General features: G+C 66.0%; 20 protein-coding genes. All 20 read right to left on the bottom strand.

Annotated features, from left to right (window positions below; genetic code table 11):
- Window positions 1-13: 13 nt before the first annotated feature.
- A complete protein-coding gene (locus AB0L82_RS19425) occupies window positions 14-793 on the bottom strand; it encodes a phytanoyl-CoA dioxygenase family protein (protein ID WP_364637645.1) in 780 nt (259 codons plus the stop codon).
- Between the two features lie 82 nt (window positions 794-875).
- A complete protein-coding gene (locus AB0L82_RS19420) occupies window positions 876-3,419 on the bottom strand; it encodes an ATP-dependent Clp protease ATP-binding subunit (RefSeq protein ID WP_364637643.1) in 2,544 nt (847 codons plus the stop codon).
- Window positions 3,420-3,668: 249 nt separating this feature from the next.
- Window positions 3,669-4,625 (bottom strand): alpha/beta fold hydrolase, encoded by a 957-nt coding sequence (locus AB0L82_RS19415; protein WP_364637641.1) that lies wholly within the window; start codon window positions 4,623-4,625, stop codon window positions 3,669-3,671.
- Between the two features lie 154 nt (window positions 4,626-4,779).
- On the bottom strand, window positions 4,780-5,460 hold the full coding sequence (locus AB0L82_RS19410) for an anthrone oxygenase family protein (protein ID WP_364637639.1): 681 nt from the start codon (window positions 5,458-5,460) through the stop codon (window positions 4,780-4,782).
- 140 nt (window positions 5,461-5,600) lie between these two features.
- Window positions 5,601-6,224, bottom strand: a complete 624-nt coding sequence (locus tag AB0L82_RS19405; protein ID WP_364637637.1) for an FHA domain-containing protein — start codon at window positions 6,222-6,224, stop codon at window positions 5,601-5,603.
- Window positions 6,225-6,421: 197 nt separating this feature from the next.
- Entirely contained in the window at window positions 6,422-6,784 is a 363-nt protein-coding gene (locus AB0L82_RS19400) for an Lsr2 family protein (protein WP_364637635.1), read from the bottom strand.
- A 118-nt stretch (window positions 6,785-6,902) separates the two neighbouring features.
- Window positions 6,903-8,369 carry a lysine--tRNA ligase gene (gene lysS / locus AB0L82_RS19395; protein WP_364638012.1) on the bottom strand — a complete coding sequence of 489 codons (1,467 nt, stop codon included), beginning with the start codon at window positions 8,367-8,369 and terminating at the stop codon, window positions 6,903-6,905.
- Between the two features lie 178 nt (window positions 8,370-8,547).
- Window positions 8,548-8,970, bottom strand: a complete 423-nt coding sequence (locus tag AB0L82_RS19390; protein ID WP_364638010.1) for a rhodanese-like domain-containing protein — start codon at window positions 8,968-8,970, stop codon at window positions 8,548-8,550.
- A 5-nt stretch (window positions 8,971-8,975) separates the two neighbouring features.
- On the bottom strand, window positions 8,976-9,590 hold the full coding sequence (locus AB0L82_RS19385) for a cysteine dioxygenase (RefSeq protein ID WP_364637633.1): 615 nt from the start codon (window positions 9,588-9,590) through the stop codon (window positions 8,976-8,978).
- A gap of 191 nt (window positions 9,591-9,781) precedes the next feature.
- Window positions 9,782-10,582: a type III pantothenate kinase gene (locus AB0L82_RS19380; protein ID WP_364637631.1), complete on the bottom strand. Its 801-nt coding sequence runs from the start codon at window positions 10,580-10,582 to the stop codon at window positions 9,782-9,784.
- Between the two features lie 20 nt (window positions 10,583-10,602).
- Window positions 10,603-11,022 (bottom strand): aspartate 1-decarboxylase, encoded by a 420-nt coding sequence (gene panD, locus AB0L82_RS19375; protein WP_364637629.1) that lies wholly within the window; start codon window positions 11,020-11,022, stop codon window positions 10,603-10,605.
- 14 nt (window positions 11,023-11,036) lie between these two features.
- Window positions 11,037-11,966 carry a pantoate--beta-alanine ligase gene (gene panC, locus AB0L82_RS19370; RefSeq protein ID WP_364637627.1) on the bottom strand — a complete coding sequence of 310 codons (930 nt, stop codon included), beginning with the start codon at window positions 11,964-11,966 and terminating at the stop codon, window positions 11,037-11,039.
- Window positions 11,966-12,895, bottom strand: coding sequence for a DUF2520 domain-containing protein (locus tag AB0L82_RS19365; RefSeq protein ID WP_364637625.1), 930 nt, complete (start codon window positions 12,893-12,895; stop codon window positions 11,966-11,968). The genes panC and AB0L82_RS19365 overlap by 1 nt, the downstream gene beginning before the upstream one ends.
- A 114-nt stretch (window positions 12,896-13,009) precedes the next feature.
- The gene (locus AB0L82_RS19360; protein ID WP_364637623.1) at window positions 13,010-14,332 is read right to left on the bottom strand and encodes a DUF6779 domain-containing protein; all 1,323 of its coding nucleotides are present in this window, start codon (window positions 14,330-14,332) and stop codon (window positions 13,010-13,012) included.
- A 69-nt stretch (window positions 14,333-14,401) separates the two neighbouring features.
- The gene (locus AB0L82_RS19355; protein WP_364637621.1) at window positions 14,402-14,872 is read right to left on the bottom strand and encodes a DUF3180 domain-containing protein; all 471 of its coding nucleotides are present in this window, start codon (window positions 14,870-14,872) and stop codon (window positions 14,402-14,404) included.
- The gene (folK, locus tag AB0L82_RS19350) at window positions 14,869-15,405 is read right to left on the bottom strand and encodes a 2-amino-4-hydroxy-6-hydroxymethyldihydropteridine diphosphokinase (RefSeq protein WP_364637619.1); all 537 of its coding nucleotides are present in this window, start codon (window positions 15,403-15,405) and stop codon (window positions 14,869-14,871) included. Before folK ends, AB0L82_RS19355 begins: the two co-directional genes overlap by 4 nt.
- Window positions 15,406-15,407: 2 nt before the next feature.
- A complete protein-coding gene (gene folB, locus AB0L82_RS19345) occupies window positions 15,408-15,785 on the bottom strand; it encodes a dihydroneopterin aldolase (RefSeq protein ID WP_364637617.1) in 378 nt (125 codons plus the stop codon).
- Complete coding sequence (folP, locus tag AB0L82_RS19340) at window positions 15,782-16,639, bottom strand: dihydropteroate synthase (protein ID WP_364638008.1); 858 nt, start codon at window positions 16,637-16,639, stop codon at window positions 15,782-15,784. The genes folB and folP overlap by 4 nt, the downstream gene beginning before the upstream one ends.
- Before the next feature lie 208 nt (window positions 16,640-16,847).
- Window positions 16,848-17,468, bottom strand: coding sequence for a GTP cyclohydrolase I FolE (folE, locus tag AB0L82_RS19335; RefSeq protein WP_364637615.1), 621 nt, complete (start codon window positions 17,466-17,468; stop codon window positions 16,848-16,850).
- Window positions 17,469-17,700: 232 nt separating this feature from the next.
- Complete coding sequence (gene ftsH, locus AB0L82_RS19330) at window positions 17,701-20,061, bottom strand: ATP-dependent zinc metalloprotease FtsH (protein ID WP_364637613.1); 2,361 nt, start codon at window positions 20,059-20,061, stop codon at window positions 17,701-17,703.
- Window positions 20,062-20,269: the final 208 nt, after the last annotated feature.

Raw genomic sequence — 20,269 nt, 5'->3', positions numbered from 1 at the left:
TCCCCCGAACCGATCAGCGCTCGTCCAGACCCAGTCGAATCGCCTGTTCCACGGGCGAATACGCGCCGTCGGGGCGGTCGAGCACGCAGGGCTCACGAAGCTCCAGCGGCGGTTGCGCCAGGAAGCGCGGCGTGCGGCCGTGATGCGGCTGGGCGGCGTGCACCAGGAACGGATGGCAGAGGTACACATCGCCCGCCCGTCCGGTCGCCAGCGCCTGCGGTAGATCCGCGGTCGCGGCGTAGGCGTCCATCAGGTCCGGCATGGGCACACCGGAGTCTCCGTAGGGAGCCAGCACCTTCGGCAGCCGCAGGTGCGATCCGGCGCGAATCCGGGTGGGCGCGTCCTCGTCGGTGATATCGGAGAACAGGAAGAGCATCAGCAGGGCTCTCCCCTTGGAGCGCACATTGATTCGCCATCGGAAGTAGTCGGCCGGATCGTCGTCGCCCGGGAAACTGGCGTCGATATGCCAGCCGTCGTCACCGGGGGCCTCCGGGCTCGGAAAGCGAATGGGGAAGGTGCCGATCCCTTTTCGCGGTACCCAGCGCCCCGGACCCACCAGCTGATCGCAGGCCTCCGCCAGTGCGGGCGCGGTGGCGGCCTGCCGGAACGGTTCGTCGCCGTACCCGTTCAACCGGATGACCGGCCGCGTCCAGGTGGCGGGATCGTCCGGATCACAACCGGTTTCGCGCCAGAGGAAGGCGCGGCCCGCATCGGCCACCTCGCGCGGGAAAGCCTGTTCGACCTTCACGAATCCATCGGTGATGAACGCGTCCACCTGAGTGCCTGTGAGCATGCCGTCCCTTCGATACGCGAAAGCCCCCTCCCACCATTGGTGAGAGGGGGCTTCGCGATCAAGCGATTTTCATCGCGGGAGACTACTCGCCGACAGCGGCGGCCTCGCCCGCGACGACCACCGGCTGCTCCTCGGCGGTGTCCTTCTTGGTCAGCTTGGCACGGGCCGCGAAGGTGAACTTCGCGTTCTCGCCCTGGCCTTCGCCGTCCCAGCCTTCGACATCCACCTTGACGATCTGACCGGCGCCCAGCTCGCCGAAGAGGATCTTCTCCGACAGCTGGTCCTCGATCTCACGCTGGATGGTGCGACGCAGCGGACGGGCGCCGAGCACCGGATCGAAACCGCGCTTGGCGAGCAGGCTCTTGGCCTGTTCGGTCAGCTCGATCTCCATATCCTTGTTCTTGAGCTGCTTGGCGACGCGGCCGATCATCAGGTCCACCATCTGGATGATCTGATCCTGGGTCAGCTGGTGGAAGACGATGACATCGTCGATGCGGTTCAGGAACTCGGGGCGGAAGTGCTTCTTCAGCTCGTCGTTGACCTTGAGCTTCATCCGCTCGTAGTTCGAGCCCTCGGCATTGCTCTGGGCGAAGCCGAGGCCGACCGCCTTCGAGATATCCGAGGTGCCGAGGTTCGAGGTGAAGATCAGGACGGTGTTCTTGAAGTCCACCGTGCGACCCTGACCGTCGGTCAGGCGACCATCCTCGAGGACCTGCAACAGGGTGTTGTAGATCTCCTGGTGGGCCTTCTCGATCTCGTCGAACAGCACCACCGAGAACGGCTTGCGCCGCACCTTCTCGGTCAGCTGGCCACCCTCTTCGTAGCCGACGTAGCCCGGAGGGGCACCGAACAGACGCGAAGCGGTGAAGCGGTCGTGGAACTCGCCCATATCGATCTGGATGAGCGCGTCGTCATCGCCGAACAGGAAGTTCGCCAGGGCCTTCGAGAGCTCGGTCTTACCGACACCGGACGGACCGGCGAAGATGAACGAACCCGACGGTCGCTTGGGGTCCTTCAGACCGGCACGCGTGCGGCGAATCGCCTTCGACACGGCACGGACGGCGTCTTCTTGTCCGATGATCCGCTTGTGCAGCTCATCCTCCATGCGGAGCAGACGGGTGGTCTCCTCCTCGGTGAGCTTGAAGACGGGGATACCGGTCCAGTTGGCCAGCACCTCCGCGATCTGCTCATCGTCGACCTCGGCCACGACGTCCAGATCGCCCGAGCGCCACTGCTTTTCACGCTCGGCCCGCTTGGCGACGAGCTGCTTCTCCTTGTCACGCAGGCGCGCTGCCTTCTCGAAGTCCTGCGCGTCGATGGCGCTTTCCTTCTCGCGGCGGGCGTCGGCGATCTTGTCGTCGAATTCGCGCAGGTCCGGCGGTGCGGTCATCCGGCGGATGCGCATGCGCGCGCCCGCCTCGTCGATGAGGTCGATCGCCTTGTCCGGCAGGAACCGATCGTTGATGTAGCGATCCGCGAGCGTCGCGGCGGCGACGAGAGCGCCATCGGTGATGGACACCCGGTGGTGCGCCTCGTAGCGGTCCCGCAGACCCTTGAGGATATTGATGGTGTGCTCGACCGTCGGCTCGCCGACCTGCACCGGCTGGAACCGGCGCTCGAGTGCGGCGTCCTTCTCGATGTACTTGCGGTACTCGTCGAGTGTGGTCGCGCCGATGGTCTGGAGTTCACCGCGAGCCAGCTTGGGCTTGAGGATCGAGGCCGCGTCGATGGCGCCCTCGGCCGCGCCCGCACCCACCAGGGTGTGCAGCTCGTCGATGAACAGGATGATGTCGCCGCGGGTGTTGATCTCCTTGAGCACCTTCTTCAGGCGCTCCTCGAAATCACCGCGGTAGCGGCTGCCCGCGACCAGGGAACCCAGGTCGAGGGTGTACAGCTGCTTGTCCTTGAGCGTCTCGGGCACCTCGCCGTTGACGATGGCCTGAGCGAGACCCTCCACGACGGCGGTCTTACCGACGCCGGGCTCACCGATCAGGACCGGGTTGTTCTTGGTACGGCGGCTCAGCACCTGCATGACGCGCTCGATTTCCTTCGAGCGGCCGATGACCGGGTCGAGCTTGCCCTCCAGCGCGGCCTGGGTCAGGTTGCGGCCGAACTGATCCAGCACCAGCGATGTGGACGGGGTGCCCGACTCACTGCGCGTGCCCGAACCCTCGACCGGCTCCTTGCCCTGGTATCCCGACAGCAGCTGAATAACCTGCTGCCGCACGCGATTCAGATCGGCGCCCAGCTTGACCAGCACCTGAGCCGCGACGCCTTCGCCCTCGCGAATCAGGCCGAGCAGAATGTGCTCGGTGCCGATGTAGTTGTGGCCGAGCTGCAGCGCCTCACGCAGCGACAGCTCGAGAACCTTCTTGGCACGCGGGGTGAAGGGGATGTGACCGGACGGCGCCTGCTGGCCCTGCCCGATGATCTCCTCGACCTGCGACCGCACACCCTCCAGCGAAATGCCCAGCGACTCCAGCGACTTCGCTGCGACGCCCTCACCTTCGTGAATCAGGCCCAGCAGGATGTGCTCGGTGCCGATGTAGTTGTGGTTGAGCATCCGGGCCTCTTCTTGGGCCAGGACAACGACCCGCCGTGCGCGGTCGGTGAACCTCTCGAACATCGCTCCCTCACTTCCTGCTCCGCTTGCTACGGCATCCGGCGCTTCAGACCCTGTGCTGCCCTTCTGGTCGCCAGCCTGCCATGAAGCCCTGGGGTTGCATCCCCCGCCTCCACTCTAGTTGGCGGGGGTCACGCACGTCGTCCGTCCACCCTATTGCGAACCGGCCTCAGTACGACTCATTCCCTCATAACGGGGCTGTAGCCGGGAACGTTTCCGTCCCGGCTACGCCCACAGCGAACACGCGAACTATTACCCGGTGAAGGGTGGGATGAATACGCACGGCACGGCCCGCGGATGGGCCGGGTCCAGGGCATTCAGGGCATCGGCGGCCACTCGGCGACTGCCGGCGATGGCCATGTGATCGGAGAAGTCGGTGGCGCAATCGCTCTGCACCAGGATGTTCACGACGTTCGGGGCGGGCACCAGCGCGACCGACGGCCAGACCGCCTCGTCGAAATTCGAGGCCACATTGGTATACGAGACGGTCGGATCGTAGATGCCGTCGGCGTTCAGGGCGTTCACGAACGACGAGTTACCGAGCATCTGCGGGCACGCCTGACAGACACCGGCGCTGATCATGTTGTCCACCGCGTCGGCGTCCGCGCCCAACTGCTTCCCGAACGCGCGCAGCATGTTCATGCTGTCACCGAACAGGCCCAGCCAGGGCGGGGCGATGGCGACGAACTTGTCCACCTTGCCGTGCCCGCCCGCGCGCTTGATGTAGTAGTTCCCGACGGTATTGCCCTGCGAATGGGCGATGAAGTCCACCTTGGGCGCACCGGTCGCGGCCAGTACCCGGTCCACGAACGCGCCCAGCTGCGCGGCGCTCTCCGGGATCGGCTTCATACCGCCCATGGCCGAAAGCGGCCACGGCACATCGAGACCGCCATAGGTGAGGGAGTAGACGCAGTAGCCCTCATTGGCCAGCAGCGGGGCGTACGCACCCCAGTTGGTCTGCGCGCCGCCCGCGGTGCCGTGGATCAGCACCACCGGATCCGGATGTGCCGCAGTCGGTTTGCAGGACCAGTCATTGGCCCCGGGCAGTGCACCGCCCGGATTGGCCAATTCGTACGGGATCCCCGCGAAGAAGTTGTAGTCCACCGGCAGGTCGGCGCGGGCCGTCCCGCTCACCCCCAGGGACAGGACCGCCAGAAGTGCCATCGCCAGCAGTGATCCCGGCGAACGGCGCAGTAGCGCAGCACGCATGTTCCCTCCCAAACTAGAACGCGTTCCGACAACGTAATCGAAAAACAAGCACGCGAGATGGGATACTGGCGGGTAATTTATGAAACCTGTTTCAGTCTCTCACGCAGCAAAAAACCGGGACCCGAAGTGGATCCCGGTTCTGCGTGCGAGGAGATCAGTACTGCCGGCCGTAACCCTGCTGCGGGAGCGGTGCGAAACCCGGTGCCGCCGGAGCGAAACGCTGCTGGGTCACCGGAGCGGCGAAACCGCCACGCGACTGCTGGAAGGCCGGGCCATCCGAGACCGAGCCACTCGCCACCGGGCCACTCGCCACCGCGGTGCCCGCCGCGTTCGCCTTACCGTGCTGCACACCGGCCACGAACAGCGCGCCGATCAGTACCGCGAACGCCAGGGTGTGCAGCACCGCCCGGACGATATTCCAACGCACCCAAGAGGTTTCGAACTGCGCCCGGACCGCCGCCAGATCACCGATCTGCGCCGGATCACCGGCCGCCGCCAGTTGATTGTTCAGCGGAACGTTCAGCCCCGAGGTCACCGCGAAGGCAATCACGTTGAGCACCAGTGCGATGCCGATCCACAGCAGCGTGGTGCGGGAATCCTTGCCCAGGTGCAGCGCCGCCGCCAGCACGGTGAAACCGACCGTGCCCATGAAGGCGAGCATGAACAGCGGATTGACGATGATGACGTTGATGCGCTGCATCACGTCGATGATCACACGGTCGTCGGTCTGGCCCAGAGCGGGCATCACCGAGTTCGCATAGCCGTAGAAAAGGCCGGCGATGACACCGGTCGACAGGGTCGCCGCCACCAGCGCGGCCATACGAAGCGCAAACATCAGATATCTCCTGACTGGGTCCTCATCCCGGAATTCCCGGGCTGTTCAACGACTTCCAGTCAACCGTCCGGAGCGAGCGTGCGACATCCCTCAGAAGCTCGGGGACATCAGCGAGCGTCTCGAGACGCTCGCTGATGCGCTCAGAGGTCCCGTTCGGACACCACGCCGCTGCGCATGGCCAGATTCGCCAGCTGCACGCGCTTCTGATTCTGCGGCAGATCCTCCACGCCGAACTTGGCGAACAGCGCCCGCAGATGCGTCTTGATGGCGTCCACGCTCAGGAACAGCTCCGCGGCGATCTGCTGATTCGACGACGGCGAGGCGAACCCGTCATTGCCGCGCAGCGGACGGCACAGCGCGATGAGCACGGACCGCTGGGTTTCGGTGAGCGAGCGCAGCGTGGGCAGTCCACCGGTGGAGGTCTGCGTGACATCGCCTGCGGCGCCGGAGAAATCGTGGAAGGTGACCCGCGAGGTGCCCATCCGGATCACATCGCCGGGCGCCAGCCGATGCCGTCCGACCAGGCGATCCCCATTGACGAAGGTGCCGTTGCGGGAGAGCCCGTCATCCACGATGGTCCAGTGCGCGCCCAGATATTCGGCGGTCGCGTGCAGGCGGGACACCTCGACGTCCCAGAAGAGCGAGAGGTCGGCCTGCGGGGAGCGGCCGATGGTGATGCGCGGCTGATCCGGGGTCAGCATCAGCTCGTGCTGACGGCCCTCATGATCCTTGACCCGCAGTAATGAACCGTGAAATGCGGTCACTGCGCCGATACCTCGTCTCTACACCCAGCCAGTGACATCGTCCGCACAGTTCAATGGTGCCGTGCCGCCTCGGCACGAGCAAGATCGTGCCATGGATATGGGCACGGCGCACCCATACGAGTTATGTGCAAAGCGTATGAATAAACCACTGCCGCCCGGGCTCGCACGAAACACCCGGACGGCAGTCGCAAAGACGACTAGTTCTTCGCAGCGGCCTTGTTGTAGGCCTCCGTGATGTCCGCGGAGATACGCCCACGAGCAGAAACCTTGTGCCCATTCCGGCGCGCCCATTCACGAATCGCCGCACTTTGTTCACGATCGATCGAAACCCGGCTCTTCGGACCCGTCGAAGCGACGGCAGCGCCCTTGGTACGGCGCCGGCCGCTCACGCGACGAGCGTTGGCAACCCAGACCTCCAGACCGTCCCGCAGCTTGGACGCATTAGCCGTCGACAAGTCGATCTCGTACGAGACGCCATCGATTGCGAACTCGATGGTCTCGTCCGCGATGGACTCACCGTCGACATCGTCGATCAGGCTAACGGTGACCTTCTTTGCCATGAGATGAACGTCCTCTCGAAATCGTGCGACCCGCATAGTTAGGCCGATTACCCAAAAACTAGAATACCGCTGAATTCGATAGTCCCAGAACGGGCACCGACAATGCAATCCAGAGAACTCAGCGAGCTACTGGACGCACAATTGGAAAGAGTATCGTTTCCCGGATTCCCAAGCCAGTCAGGGCCATCAGCAACCGGTCGATTCCCATACCCGTTCCGGTCGTCGGAGGCATACCGTGCTCCATCGCGGCAAGGAAGTCCTCGTCCAGGCGCATGGCCTCATCGTCGCCCGCAGCGGCCAAACGCGCCTGATCCTCGAAACGTTCCCGCTGGATCACCGGATCAACGAGTTCGGAATATCCGGTCGCGAGTTCGAAGCCGCGCACGTACAGATCCCACTTCTCGGTAACCCCGGGCTTGCTCCGATGCTGACGAGTCAGCGGAGAGGTCTCCACCGGGAAGTCGCGAACGAAAGTCGGCGCGTACAGCTTGTCGCCGTAGACGTGCTCCCAGAGTTCCTCGACCAGTTTGCCGTGGCCATAGCCCTTGTCCTGCGGAATTTCCAGACCGACGCGTTCGGCCAGTGCCAGCAATTCCGGTACGGACGTTTCCGGCGTGACATCCACACCGATCGACTCCGACAACGACGGGTACATCTCCACTGTCGTCCACTCGCCGGACAGATCGTATTCCGTGCCATCGGCAAGAGTGACCACCTGCGTGCCGTAGACCGCCTGCGCCACTTCCTGGATCAATTCCCGCATCATCTTCGCGGAATCGTCGTAGGTGCCGTACGCCTCGTAGGTTTCCAGCATTGCGAACTCGGGCGAATGGGTGGAGTCGGCACCCTCGTTTCGGAAGTTCCGGTTGATCTCGAAGACCTTCTCGATACCGCCGACCACACATCGCTTCAGGAACAACTCCGGAGCGATACGCAGGAACAACTCCAGATCCAGCGCATTCGAGTGGGTGACGAACGGGCGCGCCGCCGCACCGCCGTGGATGGTCTGCAGCATCGGGGTCTCGACCTCGAGGAAACCCCTGCGCTCCAGCGCGTCTCGCAGCGCGCGCACCGCGGCCACGCGGGTGCGGGCCATCTCACGCGCCTCCGGGCGCACGATCAGGTCCACATAGCGCTGCCGGACGCGGGACTCCTCGTTCATCTCCTTATGCGCCACCGGGAGCGGGCGCAGCGATTTTGCCGCCATCTCCCAGCCATCCGCCATGATGCTCAATTCGCCTGTGCGCGAAGCGATCACCTCGCCGTGCACGAACACGAAATCGCCCAGATCCACATCGGACTTCCAGGCCGCGAGCGACTCCGCGCCCACGCCGTTGAGGCTGATCATGGCCTGCAACTTGGTGCCATCACCCTCCTGGAGAGTGGCGAAACACAGTTTTCCGCTATTCCGCTGGAAAATTACGCGGCCCGCGACTCCGACAACCTGACCGGTTTGGGTATCGGCTTCGAGTTCGGGATATGCGGCACGAATTTCGGCGAGGGTATGCGTGCGGCCGATAGTGACCGGATAAGCCTCACGGCCTTCGGCCAGCAACCGCTCCCGCTTCTCGCGGCGAATCCGCATCTGCTCGGGGACATCCTGTTCCACGACCGGAGTCGCGGAACGCTTCTGACCTGCGGGAGACGTGGTGCCTGCGGAGGAAGAGGGGGTGGGGGTGCTCACGGGGCTTTAGCTTATCCTGCGGTGGAAACCCATTTTTCCGCCGCCCGGGCAAACTGTGCCCCGATAATCGCGGATCGGCTCAGAGCCATGCGAGGGTGACGACCTCGCGCTCGAAATGCGGTGCGGTGGCGGCCACCATGAGCAGGCCGGCGGCCTTCAGCGCCTGGTATCCGCCCACCAGATCGGTGGCGCGGCGCAGGCCCAGCTGTTGCAGCGAGGAGGCGGCGAGGCTGGAGGTATAGCCCTCCGAGCAGACGATGATCCATTCGCGGTCGTGATCGTCGGCCAGCGCCAGGCGGGCCGAACTGGTCGGGTCCAGACGCCATTCCAGGACATTGCGCTCTATCACCAGTGCGCCGGGGAGCGTGCCCTCCCGCATGCGCTGCGCCTGCGGGCGAATATCCACCAGCAGCGCGCCGCGGGCGATGGCCTGCGGGATTTCCACCGGGTACAGGCGTCGCAGCCGCTCACGCGCTTCGGCGAGCATGCCGTCGATCGTCATGTGGGTCATTCGAGTTCGCCTTCGGGCTGGTCGGTGAGAACGGAACGGGTGCGGCGCAGCGTGCCGTGACCGGTGACCTCGTAATAGGACATCGCGGTCAGCGGCGGCGAATAGGCGTGCACACTCAAAGTCGGATCGAGCGGGCCGGAAATACCGGCTTCGGCGGCGGGGGCACGCACCACGTCGTGCACCCAGCCCAGCGGGAAGGAAGCCTGATCGCCCGCGGACAGCGTGCGCCGGCGCAATTCCTTACCGTTCCAGCGGAATTCGGAGAGCGCACCGGAGAGCACGGTCAGCGCGCCCAGTGAACCGGCGTGATCGTGCAATTCGGTGGCGATATCGGCCACCCAGCTGATCAGCCACAGGTCGACCTCGTCATCGGCGAGAAGTCTTACCGCCCAGCGCTTTTCGGTCGGCCACAGGCCATCGGCGGGCAGCAGGTGATCGTAACGCCCGGCCAGTACGTCCTCGGCGCCCTCATCGGTGAGACGCAGCAGGTCGGCGGGACGCAGCCGGGTGGGGAGAGCCGACGCGGTGGCCCGTTCGGTCACCTCGGGCAGGAGCCGCGAGCCGCCGTGGGGCGCATTGGCTGTGGAAAGGGAAAGTACCGAAGATCGCATGAGGCGAAACTCCAAGAAGTGTGTGCACGGTCGAGGGCAAAAACGATGCCTCGACGACGCCGAGGCTGATCAGCCTCGACAACACTCCTGGGTGCTCACGCGGAAATACACGAGAGGGAGCTTAGCAGCCGTTCTCGCCGGAGCAACAGAGGCCACGGAGAACGACTGCGTCACAAACCGACGGGTACGCATTACGGCTGGCGCACCTTGCGCTGCTGATTGCGCTCGTAGACCAGGCGCAGACCATCCAGGGTCAGATGCGGTTCATGATGCTCGATGGTCTCGGACTCCGGCACGATCAACGGGGCCGTCGCACCGGTCGCCACGATCGCCACATCATCGCTGGAGAACGCGTCGAATTCATCGCGAATTCGATCGATGAGGCCGTCGACCATACCGGCGAAACCGAAAACAGCACCGGACTGCATGCATTCCATGCTGTTCTTGCCGATCACCGAACGCGGCCGTGTCAGCTCGGCCCGGCGCAGCGCGCTGCGCTCCACCAGCGCCTCGGTGGAAATCTCCACACCGGGCGCGATGATGCCGCCGAGAAATTCCCCCTTGGCCGACACCAGATCGACACAGATAGCCGTACCGAAATCCACCACAATGGCCGGGGATTGGTACCGATGGTAGGCCGCGAGACAGTTCACAATACGGTCCGCGCCCACCTCCTTGGGATTGTCCACGAGCAGCGGAATACCGGTTCGCACACCGGGTTCCACCACAATGTTCGGGACATGACCCCAGTAGCGGCCGAGCATTTCACGAAGCTCGCGCAACACCGGCGGCACCGTGGACAGTGCGGAGACGCCCATAACCTGCTCCGCGTCCGCACCGATCAAACCCCGCACCATGAGCGCGAATTCATCGGCAGTCAGCAGCGGATTGGTATGGGTCCGCCACTGCCGCACCAGCTTCGCGTGCTCCCCGCTACCGGAGAACAGGCCCAGCTCGATGCTGGTATTGCGGACATCGATGGTCAGCAGCATGGGTGTCCCCGACGCTCCGTTCAGTTCGTGGATAGAGAACGCGGTGAGATCAGGTCCGAGCCCTCGGGCGCGTGCGCCGGATCCGAACCCAGCTCCACCTGGCGATTGCGCTCGTCGACGAATACCACGCGGGGCGCGTACTCCCGCAACTCCGCCTCGTTCAGCTGTGCGTAGGCAATGAGAATCACCAGATCACCCGGATTCACCAGATGGGCGGCGGCGCCATTGATTCCGATCACGCCGGAACCGCGCTCACCCGCGATGATGTATGTCTCGAGCCGGGCGCCATTGGTGATGTCGACAATCGCGACCAGCTCACCCTCGAGCAGATCGGCGGCATCGAGCAGGTCCTGGTCTACGGTCACCGAGCCGACATAGTGGAGGTTGGCATGGGTCACCGTGGCACGGTGGATCTTGGACTTCATCATGGTGCGCAACATCGCCTGTTGCCTTTCTAACGAATTGTGGCCTGAGCAGGCCGGTAGGGAGTGTTCGGATTGCCGTCGACGGGCGTACCGAGGGTGACGGGCAGATTGTCGATGAGGCGGGTGCCGCCCAGTCGGGCGGCGATCAGCAGACGCGCGTTTCCGCTGGTCTGCACCACACCGAGATTGGAGTCGCGGATCTCCAAGTAGTCGAGTTCAATGCCCGACACCGTGGACAGTACCGAATGTGCCGCTTCCAATACGGCTTTCGGGCCAAGTCCGGCGGCATGCCCGCCCGCGGCCAGCGCGGCCGACAGCGTGGTCGCCAGCTCACGCTGGGCGGGATCGAGGAATCGGTTTCGGGAGGACAGCGCCAAACCGTCCTGCTCACGCACGGTGGGAATGGCGACGATCTTCAGATCGAAATTCAGATCGCGGACCATCTGCCGGATCAGCGTCAGCTGCTGATAATCCTTCTCGCCGAAGAACGCCTCGGAGGGACGGCAGATCTGGAACAGCTTGGCCACCACGGTCAGCATGCCCGCGAAATGGCCGGGGCGGACCGCGCCCTCGAGCTCATCGCCGATCGGGCCGGGGTGCACGGTGGTGCGCGGGCCGTCCGGGTACATCTCGGCGGCGCTGGGCGCGAACACCAACTCGACGCCCTCGGCGCGGAGCAGCTCCACATCGGCGTCCAGGGTGCGCGGGTACTTGTCCAGATCCTCGCCCGCACCGAATTGCAGGGGATTCACGAAGATGGACACGATGACAACCTGATTGGTGCGCTTGGCCCGCCGCACCAACTCCAGGTGACCCTCGTGCAGTGCCCCCATGGTCGGCACGAGAGCGACCGTACGACCCGTCGAACGCAAAGCCTTGGCAACCGAGGTGACCACCGCAGGCTCGTGCAACACGGTCAGCTCACCGCGCTTGTACGTACCACGCAGTTTCGGGTCCATCAGTGTCCTTCCAGCAGATCGAACAGGGCGGGGTTGGTCTTGGCGCGCTCGGCCGAACGCAGTGCGAGAGCGCGATATCCGGCCGCGATGCGCGGGTCCAGATCCTCCAGCGCCTCCAGGTGGGCGGCCACCGCGGGCACATCGCCGCGCGCCACCGGGCCGGTGAGCGCCGCCGGGCCGCGGCGCAGCGCGTTGTCCAGTGCGGCCGACGCCAGCGGGGCCAGCATGCGCTCGGCAAGTCCATTGGGCTGTTCGTCGACCATCTGCTGACCGAGCAGGCCGGGGCCCGCGAGCGCCGCACGCAGGGCCGCGACGGCATCCACGATCAGGGTCACCAGATGATTGCTGCCGTGTGCCAGAGCCGCGTGATAGAGGGTGCGGTTCTCCTCCGAGACGCGGACCGGCTCACCGCCCATCTCGATCACCAGCGCCTGCGCGATGGCATAGCCGATATCGTCCGCGGCGGTCACGCCGAAGCAGGCGTTGGCCAGTCGCGCGATGTCCTCGTCATGACCGGTGAAGGTCATGGCCGGATGAATCGCCAGCGGCAGCGCGCCCAGCGCCGTGAGCGGGGCCAGGATGGCGATGCCGTTCGCACCGGAGGTGTGCACCACGATGGTGCCCGGGCGCACCACGCCCGCGGTCGCCAAACCCGCGACCAGCCCGGCCAATTCGCTGTCCGGAACGGCCAGCACCAGCAGTTCGCTGCGCGTCGCCACCTCTTCGGCGGGCAGAATGCGGGAATCCGGCAGCCGCGTCTCGGCGCGCCGAATCGAGGCGTCCGAAATCGCGGAAACACCGAAGACCACATGCCCGGCGCGCTCGAGTACCGCACCCAGGGCGGAGCCGACGCGTCCCGCCGAGACGATTCCCACCGTCAGTCGTGCAGGCGCAAGATCGGTTCCGCAGACATCCTTGTCCGAGGTCACCCTTGTCCTCTCGAAGTTCGTTCCAGTCCCGCACTGCGGGTACCAGACGTTACGGCCCGAGGATATCGGCCTCGATACGGCGAGGCCACCGACTGTGGGATGTCTTACAGGCGGTTACCGGCCACCCTCGGAACGCAGATTCGCCATGATCTCGGCGACCGACAGGCGACGGCCCGAATCATCGTCGGCGTCCTCGTCGGAACGACGACGGCGACGCGAACTCGCGGTGCCGATCGGCTGCGCGGGCGCAGCGGGCGGGGCCAGCCGCGGATTGGCGGGCGCTCCGGATTGCTCGGCCGCGGACTGCTCGCCGCCGTTCGCCGACTGCGGCTGACCGCTGTCGGCGGGTTGCTTCGCACCGGCCGTGGCGGCCGGTGCCGCCGTGCCCGGCGCGGTCTGCGCGCCATTGCCGGTCGCGGTGCGGGGCACCCCGCCCGCTTCGGACAGATCGGTCTCGAACCACGGAACCTGCTCGAGCCCTTCACGTTCCAGGCTGGTGAGCGGCTCGGTGTGCTTGCGCTGGGCGTCATCGCCGTTGTTCGCGCGCGGAATCGGTTGCGCCGAACCCGAACCCGAGCGCAGGGCGTCGGCGGCGGCCCGCGCGGCGTCCACGTCATCGCGGGAATCATCCTGCGGTGCGGCGGGTTTGGCGGCGAAGTCGTCCTCGAACGGGCGCAGATGCTCGAAATCGTGCGGCGGCTCGTATTCGCGATTGCGGTCGGCCGGATGATGCGGCACGCGCAGCCGGTCGATGCTGTCGGTGACGATGGAGGTCTCCGCGGTCACCGGATCGTCGAAGGGACTGGCGAAGGCCGGGGGCTCGGGATGGTCGGCGTCGAAGACCGGGGTGATGCGGCTGCCGAGGTCCTGTTCGATCGGATCGACGGGCGCGGACCACGGATCCCAGGAGTCGGTGTCCTCCCAGTTACCGTTCGCCGACCCATTCGCGGAATTGCCGTTGCTGGCCGGCAATTCCTGCACTCGGACGGCATCGGCGCGCAGAGCGGGGCGTTCACCGGGCAGATCGCCGTCGAAGAGCCGCTGCAGGCTCTCGCGCAATACCGTCAGTTCGGCACGCAATGCGGCCATTTCCTCGGCATCGGCGCCGACCTCTTTACGCACTCGCGACTCGACGCCGAGCTCGTATTCGCGGCGGGCAGCAACCTCGCGCTCCAGCTGCAGTTGGTAGACCTTTTGCAGGTCACCTACTTTGGCCCGGTCCGTAGCCGACTCCCTGCGATAACGGGTCGCGGCGAGGGCTCCGATGGCGGCCGCCCACAGCGCCGCGACCAGGCCCACACGGATCATGTGGACGTTATCGCTGAAGACCAGGAAAATACTGGCAACCAGACCGAGGAGAAGCAGCAGACCGGTGAAGAATTTTCCCGCGTCTTCACGTCGTCGACGGGAAGCACTGCTCCGGGAGGGTGAAACCATAGCCACCAACATAGCTTGAACTGGACACTCCGGCTTCAACCTTGCCGATCATCGTCGACTTTATGTTTGCTATGAGGTAGCCGCTTCATCGGGCGGATCAATCGGCGCGCGACAGCAATATTCCAGCCACAATGCCGCCGCCACCAGCAGCAGCCCGGCCACCAGCCCGACCACCGCACCCGGGGTGTCCGCCGAGGCCGCCCGCAGATCCGAGCCCCGGGGCAGCAGCCAGATCAGGAACCCCAGCCAGATGCCGCCCACCAGCGAACCCACCTGGGCCGACGCCTTCGCCAGCGCCACCGCCCGCGCCGCGGTGATCGGATGCAACTGCCGCGGACTGTCCCCGATCCCCCGGTTCTCCACCCGGGCCCGAATCACGAACGCCAGCACCGCCTCCAGCACCGCCACCGGCAGCAGCGAGGCCCCCGAGAACACGGTGATGGGCGGGAAACTCGAATACGCGACATTGGTGGCGATCCAGGCCACCACCGCCGCCAGCGCCACATTCAGGCACAGATCCAATACGCGAGTCGGCTTCACACCGGCCACCCCAGCGCCAGCTCGGTGCGGCGCACACCCTCGACCTCGGCCGCGTCCAGCACCCCGAGCAGCTCCCGAAGCGATTGCGGCGCACCGGCACTCACCTCCAGCACGGCATCGGGCTCCACCTCCAGCCACGGCACCAGCACGAAAGCCCGATTGTGCGCCTGCGGATGCGGCAGCGTCAGGATCGGATCGGCACTGCGGCACGGCACCTCGCCGTCCCGGCGGCGCTGTGCGGCCCACACGATATCCACATCGAGAGTCCTTGCGCCCCAGCGCACCTCGCGCACCCGCTCGGCCGCCTGCTCCAGCTCCTGCCCCACCCGCAGCCAATCCGAGGGCTCCAGCTCCGGATCCTCGGCCACCAGCACCGCGTTGAGGTAATCCTGTTGCGGCACACCGCCCCACGGCGGCGTGGAGTACACCGACGACACCGCCAGCAGGCGCGGGCGCAGCACCTCGATCACGCCGCGCAGGTGCGCCAGCCGATCACCCAGATTCGATCCGATCGACAGCACTACCCGGCTCACCGCTACGCCTCCTCCGGTTCGCGCCGCCGGGACGTGACGACCCGGACATCGGAGAAGCTATGCGGAATCGGCGCGGAAGGCTTGTGCAACACCACCTCGACCTCACGAATTCGGGTATCGGCCATCACCGCGTCGGCCAATTCGGACACCACCGTCTCGACCAGATCGCGCGGTTCGCCCGCCACGATGCGCACCGCCAGATCGGCCAGCTCACCGTAGTGGATGGTGTCGGCGATATCGTCCGATTTGGCCGCGGCCGCGAAATCGGTCCACACGGTCAGATCCACCACGAAATCCTGGCCGTCCCGCTTCTCGTAATCGAAGACGCCGTGATGGCCGAAGACGCGCAGGCCGCGCAATTCGATGCGGTCGGTGCTCAAAGTTGTTCTCCCTGTGTCCAAGTCCACCTGTCGACGACCCTGCCCGCGCGGGCCCGCCGGGCATTGCGCCAGGCATCGGTGACCGCGATGGCGTCCAGCGAGGCGCGCACGTCGTGCACGCGTACACCCCAGCCGCCGTGCTCGGCGGTCAGGGCGGAAATGGTGGCGGTCGCGGTTTCGCGACCGGCGGGGGGACGCGGAATATCGGCATCGGCCAGCAGCGAACCGAGAAAACGCTTACGCGAGGCGCCGATCAGAATCGGCAGCCCGGTCGCCACGAATTCCGGTAGCGCACCGAGCAATTCCCAATTGTGGTCCGCGTTCTTGGCGAAACCCAGACCCGGATCCAGCACCAGGCGGTCCGGATCCACCCCGGCGGCGACAGCCACATCGACCTGATCGCGCAATTCCGCGAGCACCTCGGCGACGACATCGCCATAGTGTTCGGCGGGGCCCGTGTGCTCATAGTTCGCACCCGCGCGCCAATGCATGAGAATCCACGGAACACCGGCCGCCGCAACGACTTTCGCCATATCGGCATCGGCACGGCCACCGGAGACGTCATTGACCACCGACGCACCGGCCTCGATGGCGGCCTCGGCCACCCGGGCGCGCATGGTGTCCACACTCGTCGGAACGCCCAGCGACACCAGCTCCCGGATCACCGGGGCCACCCGCGCGGCCTCGGTCTCCGGGGAGACCCGGTGCGCACCGGGACGGGTCGACTCACCACCGATATCGATGATGTCCGCGCCCTGCTCGTACAGCCGCCACCCGTGCGCGACCGCCGCACCCACATCCAGGAACTTGCCGCCATCGGAGAACGAATCCGCGGTGACGTTCACGACGCCCATCACCACGCAGGACCGAGCCCCGCGTGGATTCGGAAGGCGCGTGGTCACCACGCCTCACGACTCCCGCATGCCGAGTTCGCAGCCCGTCCCGGTTCTGGACCGAGTGGAGCGGGGGAGCGCAGCGGAGGAGCGGAGGGAGGGAAGGTTCGGGACATAGGGGGCCGCGAACCCGCCCGGAGCGCAGCGGAGGGCAAATTGGACACAGTGCTCACTTCCGGAGAATGAGGTCCAGGGCCTCGGCGCGCGAGGACGCATTCGTCTGCAGCAGACCGCGCACTGCCGAGGTGGTCGTGCTCGCGCCGGGCTTGCGGATTCCGCGCATCGCCATGCACAGGTGCTCGGCCTCCACCACGACGATCGCGCCGCGCGGCTCCAGCTTGCGCATGAGGGCGTCGGCGACCTGGCTGGTGAGGCGCTCCTGCACCTGCGGGCGCTTGGCGTACATATCCACCAACCGCGCCAGTTTGGACAAACCCGTCACGCGGCCGTGCGCGCCCGGGATATAACCGACGTGCGCGACACCGTGGAACGCCACCAGATGGTGTTCACAGGTCGAGTACATCGGGATATCGCGGACCAGCACCAATTCCTGATGCCCCTCGTCGAACGTGGTGTCCAGCACCTTGTCCGGCTCGGTGTAGAGCCCGGCGAACATCTCCTTGTACGCCCGGGCCACGCGGGCCGGGGTATCGGCGAGACCGGGACGATCCGGATTCTCACCGACCGCGAGCAGCAATTCGCGAACGGCGGCCTCTGCGCGATCCTGATCGAACGGCCGACCGGTGTCGAGCGCGATCGGACCGGAGACGACACGGTTGTTGGCCGACAATCGACACCTCCTGTAGAGAACTGCCGCACGTGGAAAAGGGTGCGGCGTACGCGGCTGCCGCCGGTACGGGCCCGGACACCAGGCGTGGCGCCCGCCGCGAGCGGTGCACCCGCACGCGGTGCGGTGGTGCACCCACCCGCGCGCGGAACCTCACCGCCCGTCGCGCGGGCCCGCACCTACCGGACCGGACCCGAACCGGGCCGCGAACCAGATGAGCCTATCCGGGGCTCGATCAGCGACGACCGTTCGGTCCGTCCCACTCACCGTTGTCCTCACCGGCGGGCGGCTGCTGGCCCTCCGGCTGCTGCTGCCCGTAGTCCGGCTGCTGCGGCGGCTGCGGTGTGTACCGCTGACCACCCGCGGGGGCCCAGCCCCCGTACGCCTGCCGCTGTGGCGGCTGCGTCTGCGGCTGATCCTCCTGCGGCGGCCAGCCCGGGGCCGACCATCCGGCGGGAGCGCCGTAATCCGGACGGGAACCGTGCGTGCCCGCGGGCCGCGGCGGATAGCCGCCCGGCTGCGGTAGCGGATAACCGGCCGGAGCGGGAGCGGGGTAACCGCCGTACTGCTGTCCGCCCGGATAGGCCGGATCGGCCGCCGGATAGCCGTTGGCGGGCTGCCCGACCGGAACGACCGGGCGCACCGGCTCCTCCGGCCACGGCTCGCCGCGCTCGGTGGCCAGCTCGCGCGGGGTCTTCACCGGCGGGCGATCGGACGGGGTGCGGCCGCCGAAATCATTGAAAGCGGTTATGCGCGGCCGCTTTTCAATCGTGGCGAGCACGACCTCTAGATCCTTGCGGTGCAGCGTCTCCCGCTCCAGCAGCGCGGTCGCCAGGGCATCCAGCTCATCGCGGTAGTCGTTGAGCACGGCCCACGCCTCGGTGTGCGCGGCCTCGATGAGGTTGCGCACCTCCTCGTCGATCTCGCGGGCGACCTCGTGCGAATAATCCGAGGCGGTGCCCATCGAACGGCCCAGGAACGGGTCGCCCTGCTCCTGGCCGTAGCGGACCGCGCCCAGGCGAGCGCTCATACCGTATTCGGTGACCATGGCACGGGCGATCTTGGTGGCCTGGTCGATATCGGAGGAGGCGCCGGTGGTCGGCTCGTGGAACACCAGTTCCTCGGCCGCGCGACCACCCATGGCCATCACCAGGCGGGCGATCATCTCCGACCGGGTCATCAGGCCCTTGTCGTCCTCGGGCACCGTCATGGCATGACCGCCGGTGCGGCCGCGGGCCAGGATGGTGACCTTGTAGACGGGCTCGATATCCGGCATCGCCCACGCGGCCAGGGTGTGCCCGGCCTCGTGGTAGGCGGTGATCTTCTTCTCGTGCTCGCTGATGATGCGGGACTTGCGGCGCGGGCCGCCGATCACGCGATCGACCGATTCCTCCAGGGACGCACCGGTGATCACGGTGCCGTTCTCACGCGCGGTGAGCAGTGCGGCCTCGTTGATCACGTTGGCCAGGTCCGCGCCGGACATGCCGACGGTGCGCTTGGCCAGACCCTCGAGGTCGGCATCGGTCGCGATCGGCTTGCCCTGCGAGTGCACCCGCAGGATCTCGCGACGACCCGCGAGATCCGGATTGCTCACCGGGATCTGCCGGTCGAAACGACCCGGGCGCAAGAGCGCCGGATCCAGGATGTCCGGGCGGTTGGTAGCCGCGATGATGATGACGCCGGTGCGCTCACCGAAACCGTCCATCTCCACCAGCAGCTGATTCAGCGTCTGCTCACGCTCGTCGTGGCCACCGCCGAGGCCGGCGCCGCGCTGGCGGCCGACCGCGTCGATCTCGTCGACGAAAATGATGCAGGGGCTGTTCTGCTTGGCCTGATCGAACAGATCACGCACGCGGGAGGCGCCGACACCGACGAACATCTCCACGAAGTCCGAACCGGAGATGGTGAAGAACGGGACGCCCGCCTCACCCGCGACCGCGCGGGCCAGCAGCGTCTTACCGGTACCGGGCGGGCCGTACAGCAGTACGCCCTTGGGGATCTTCGCGCCGAGGGCCTGATAGCGGGCCGGGGCCTGCAGGAAGTCCTTGATCTCGTACAGCTCTTCGACGGCCTCGTCGGCACCTGCCACATCGGCGAAGGTGGTCTTGGGCATATCCTTCGACAGCTGTTTGGCCTTGGATTTGCCGAAGCCCATCATGCCGCCGCGGCCACCGCCCTGCATGCGGGACATCACGAAGATGAACAAGCCCAGCAGAATCACCATGGGCAGCATGAAGAGCAGGATCTGGCTGAGCCAGGAATCCTGTTTCACCGAGGTGTTGACCTTGGCGCCGGAATTCTGCGCGGCCTGGAAGATCTGCTGCGAGATCTCGCCACCGCCCGGATATTTGGCGATGATCTTCTTCTCGCCGCTGGTCGCATCATTGCCGTTCTTCAGCGTGATGCGCAGCTGCTGTTCTTTGTCGTCGATCTGAACGTTGTCGACATTGTCTTTGTTCTGCAGCTGGGAAAGCGCCACCGACGTGTCGACCTTCTGCCAGCCGCGCGTGTCATCACTGAAGATGCTGACCAGATAGATCACGAGCAGGAAGCCCGCGACTATGGCCAGGTTGCGGAACACATTCTTGCGGGTCATAGAGCGTCGGCCGGCGGCCAGTCCTTTCCGGGGGGTGTATCCGGTTTGCCTGCGATGCTTGTGGCGCGCCCGTTCCAGCGAACGGATGCGGACATGCCACGTTACCCCGTAGGGTCGAGTCGTTACATCGCGCAGTTCGGCAGCTAATGCAGTTCAACAGGTAAACGGCTAAAGAACGCGGGTGGTTCCCCGACCATCTGCGGCAACA

Origin of the sequence: Nocardia sp. NPDC052001, assembly GCF_040680615.1 — a bacterium.
In the GTDB taxonomy this organism is placed as follows: Bacteria; Actinomycetota; Actinomycetes; order Mycobacteriales; family Mycobacteriaceae; genus Nocardia.
The sequence above is the reverse complement of the archived record's forward strand: the minus strand, read 5'-3'. Positions and strand labels throughout refer to the sequence as shown.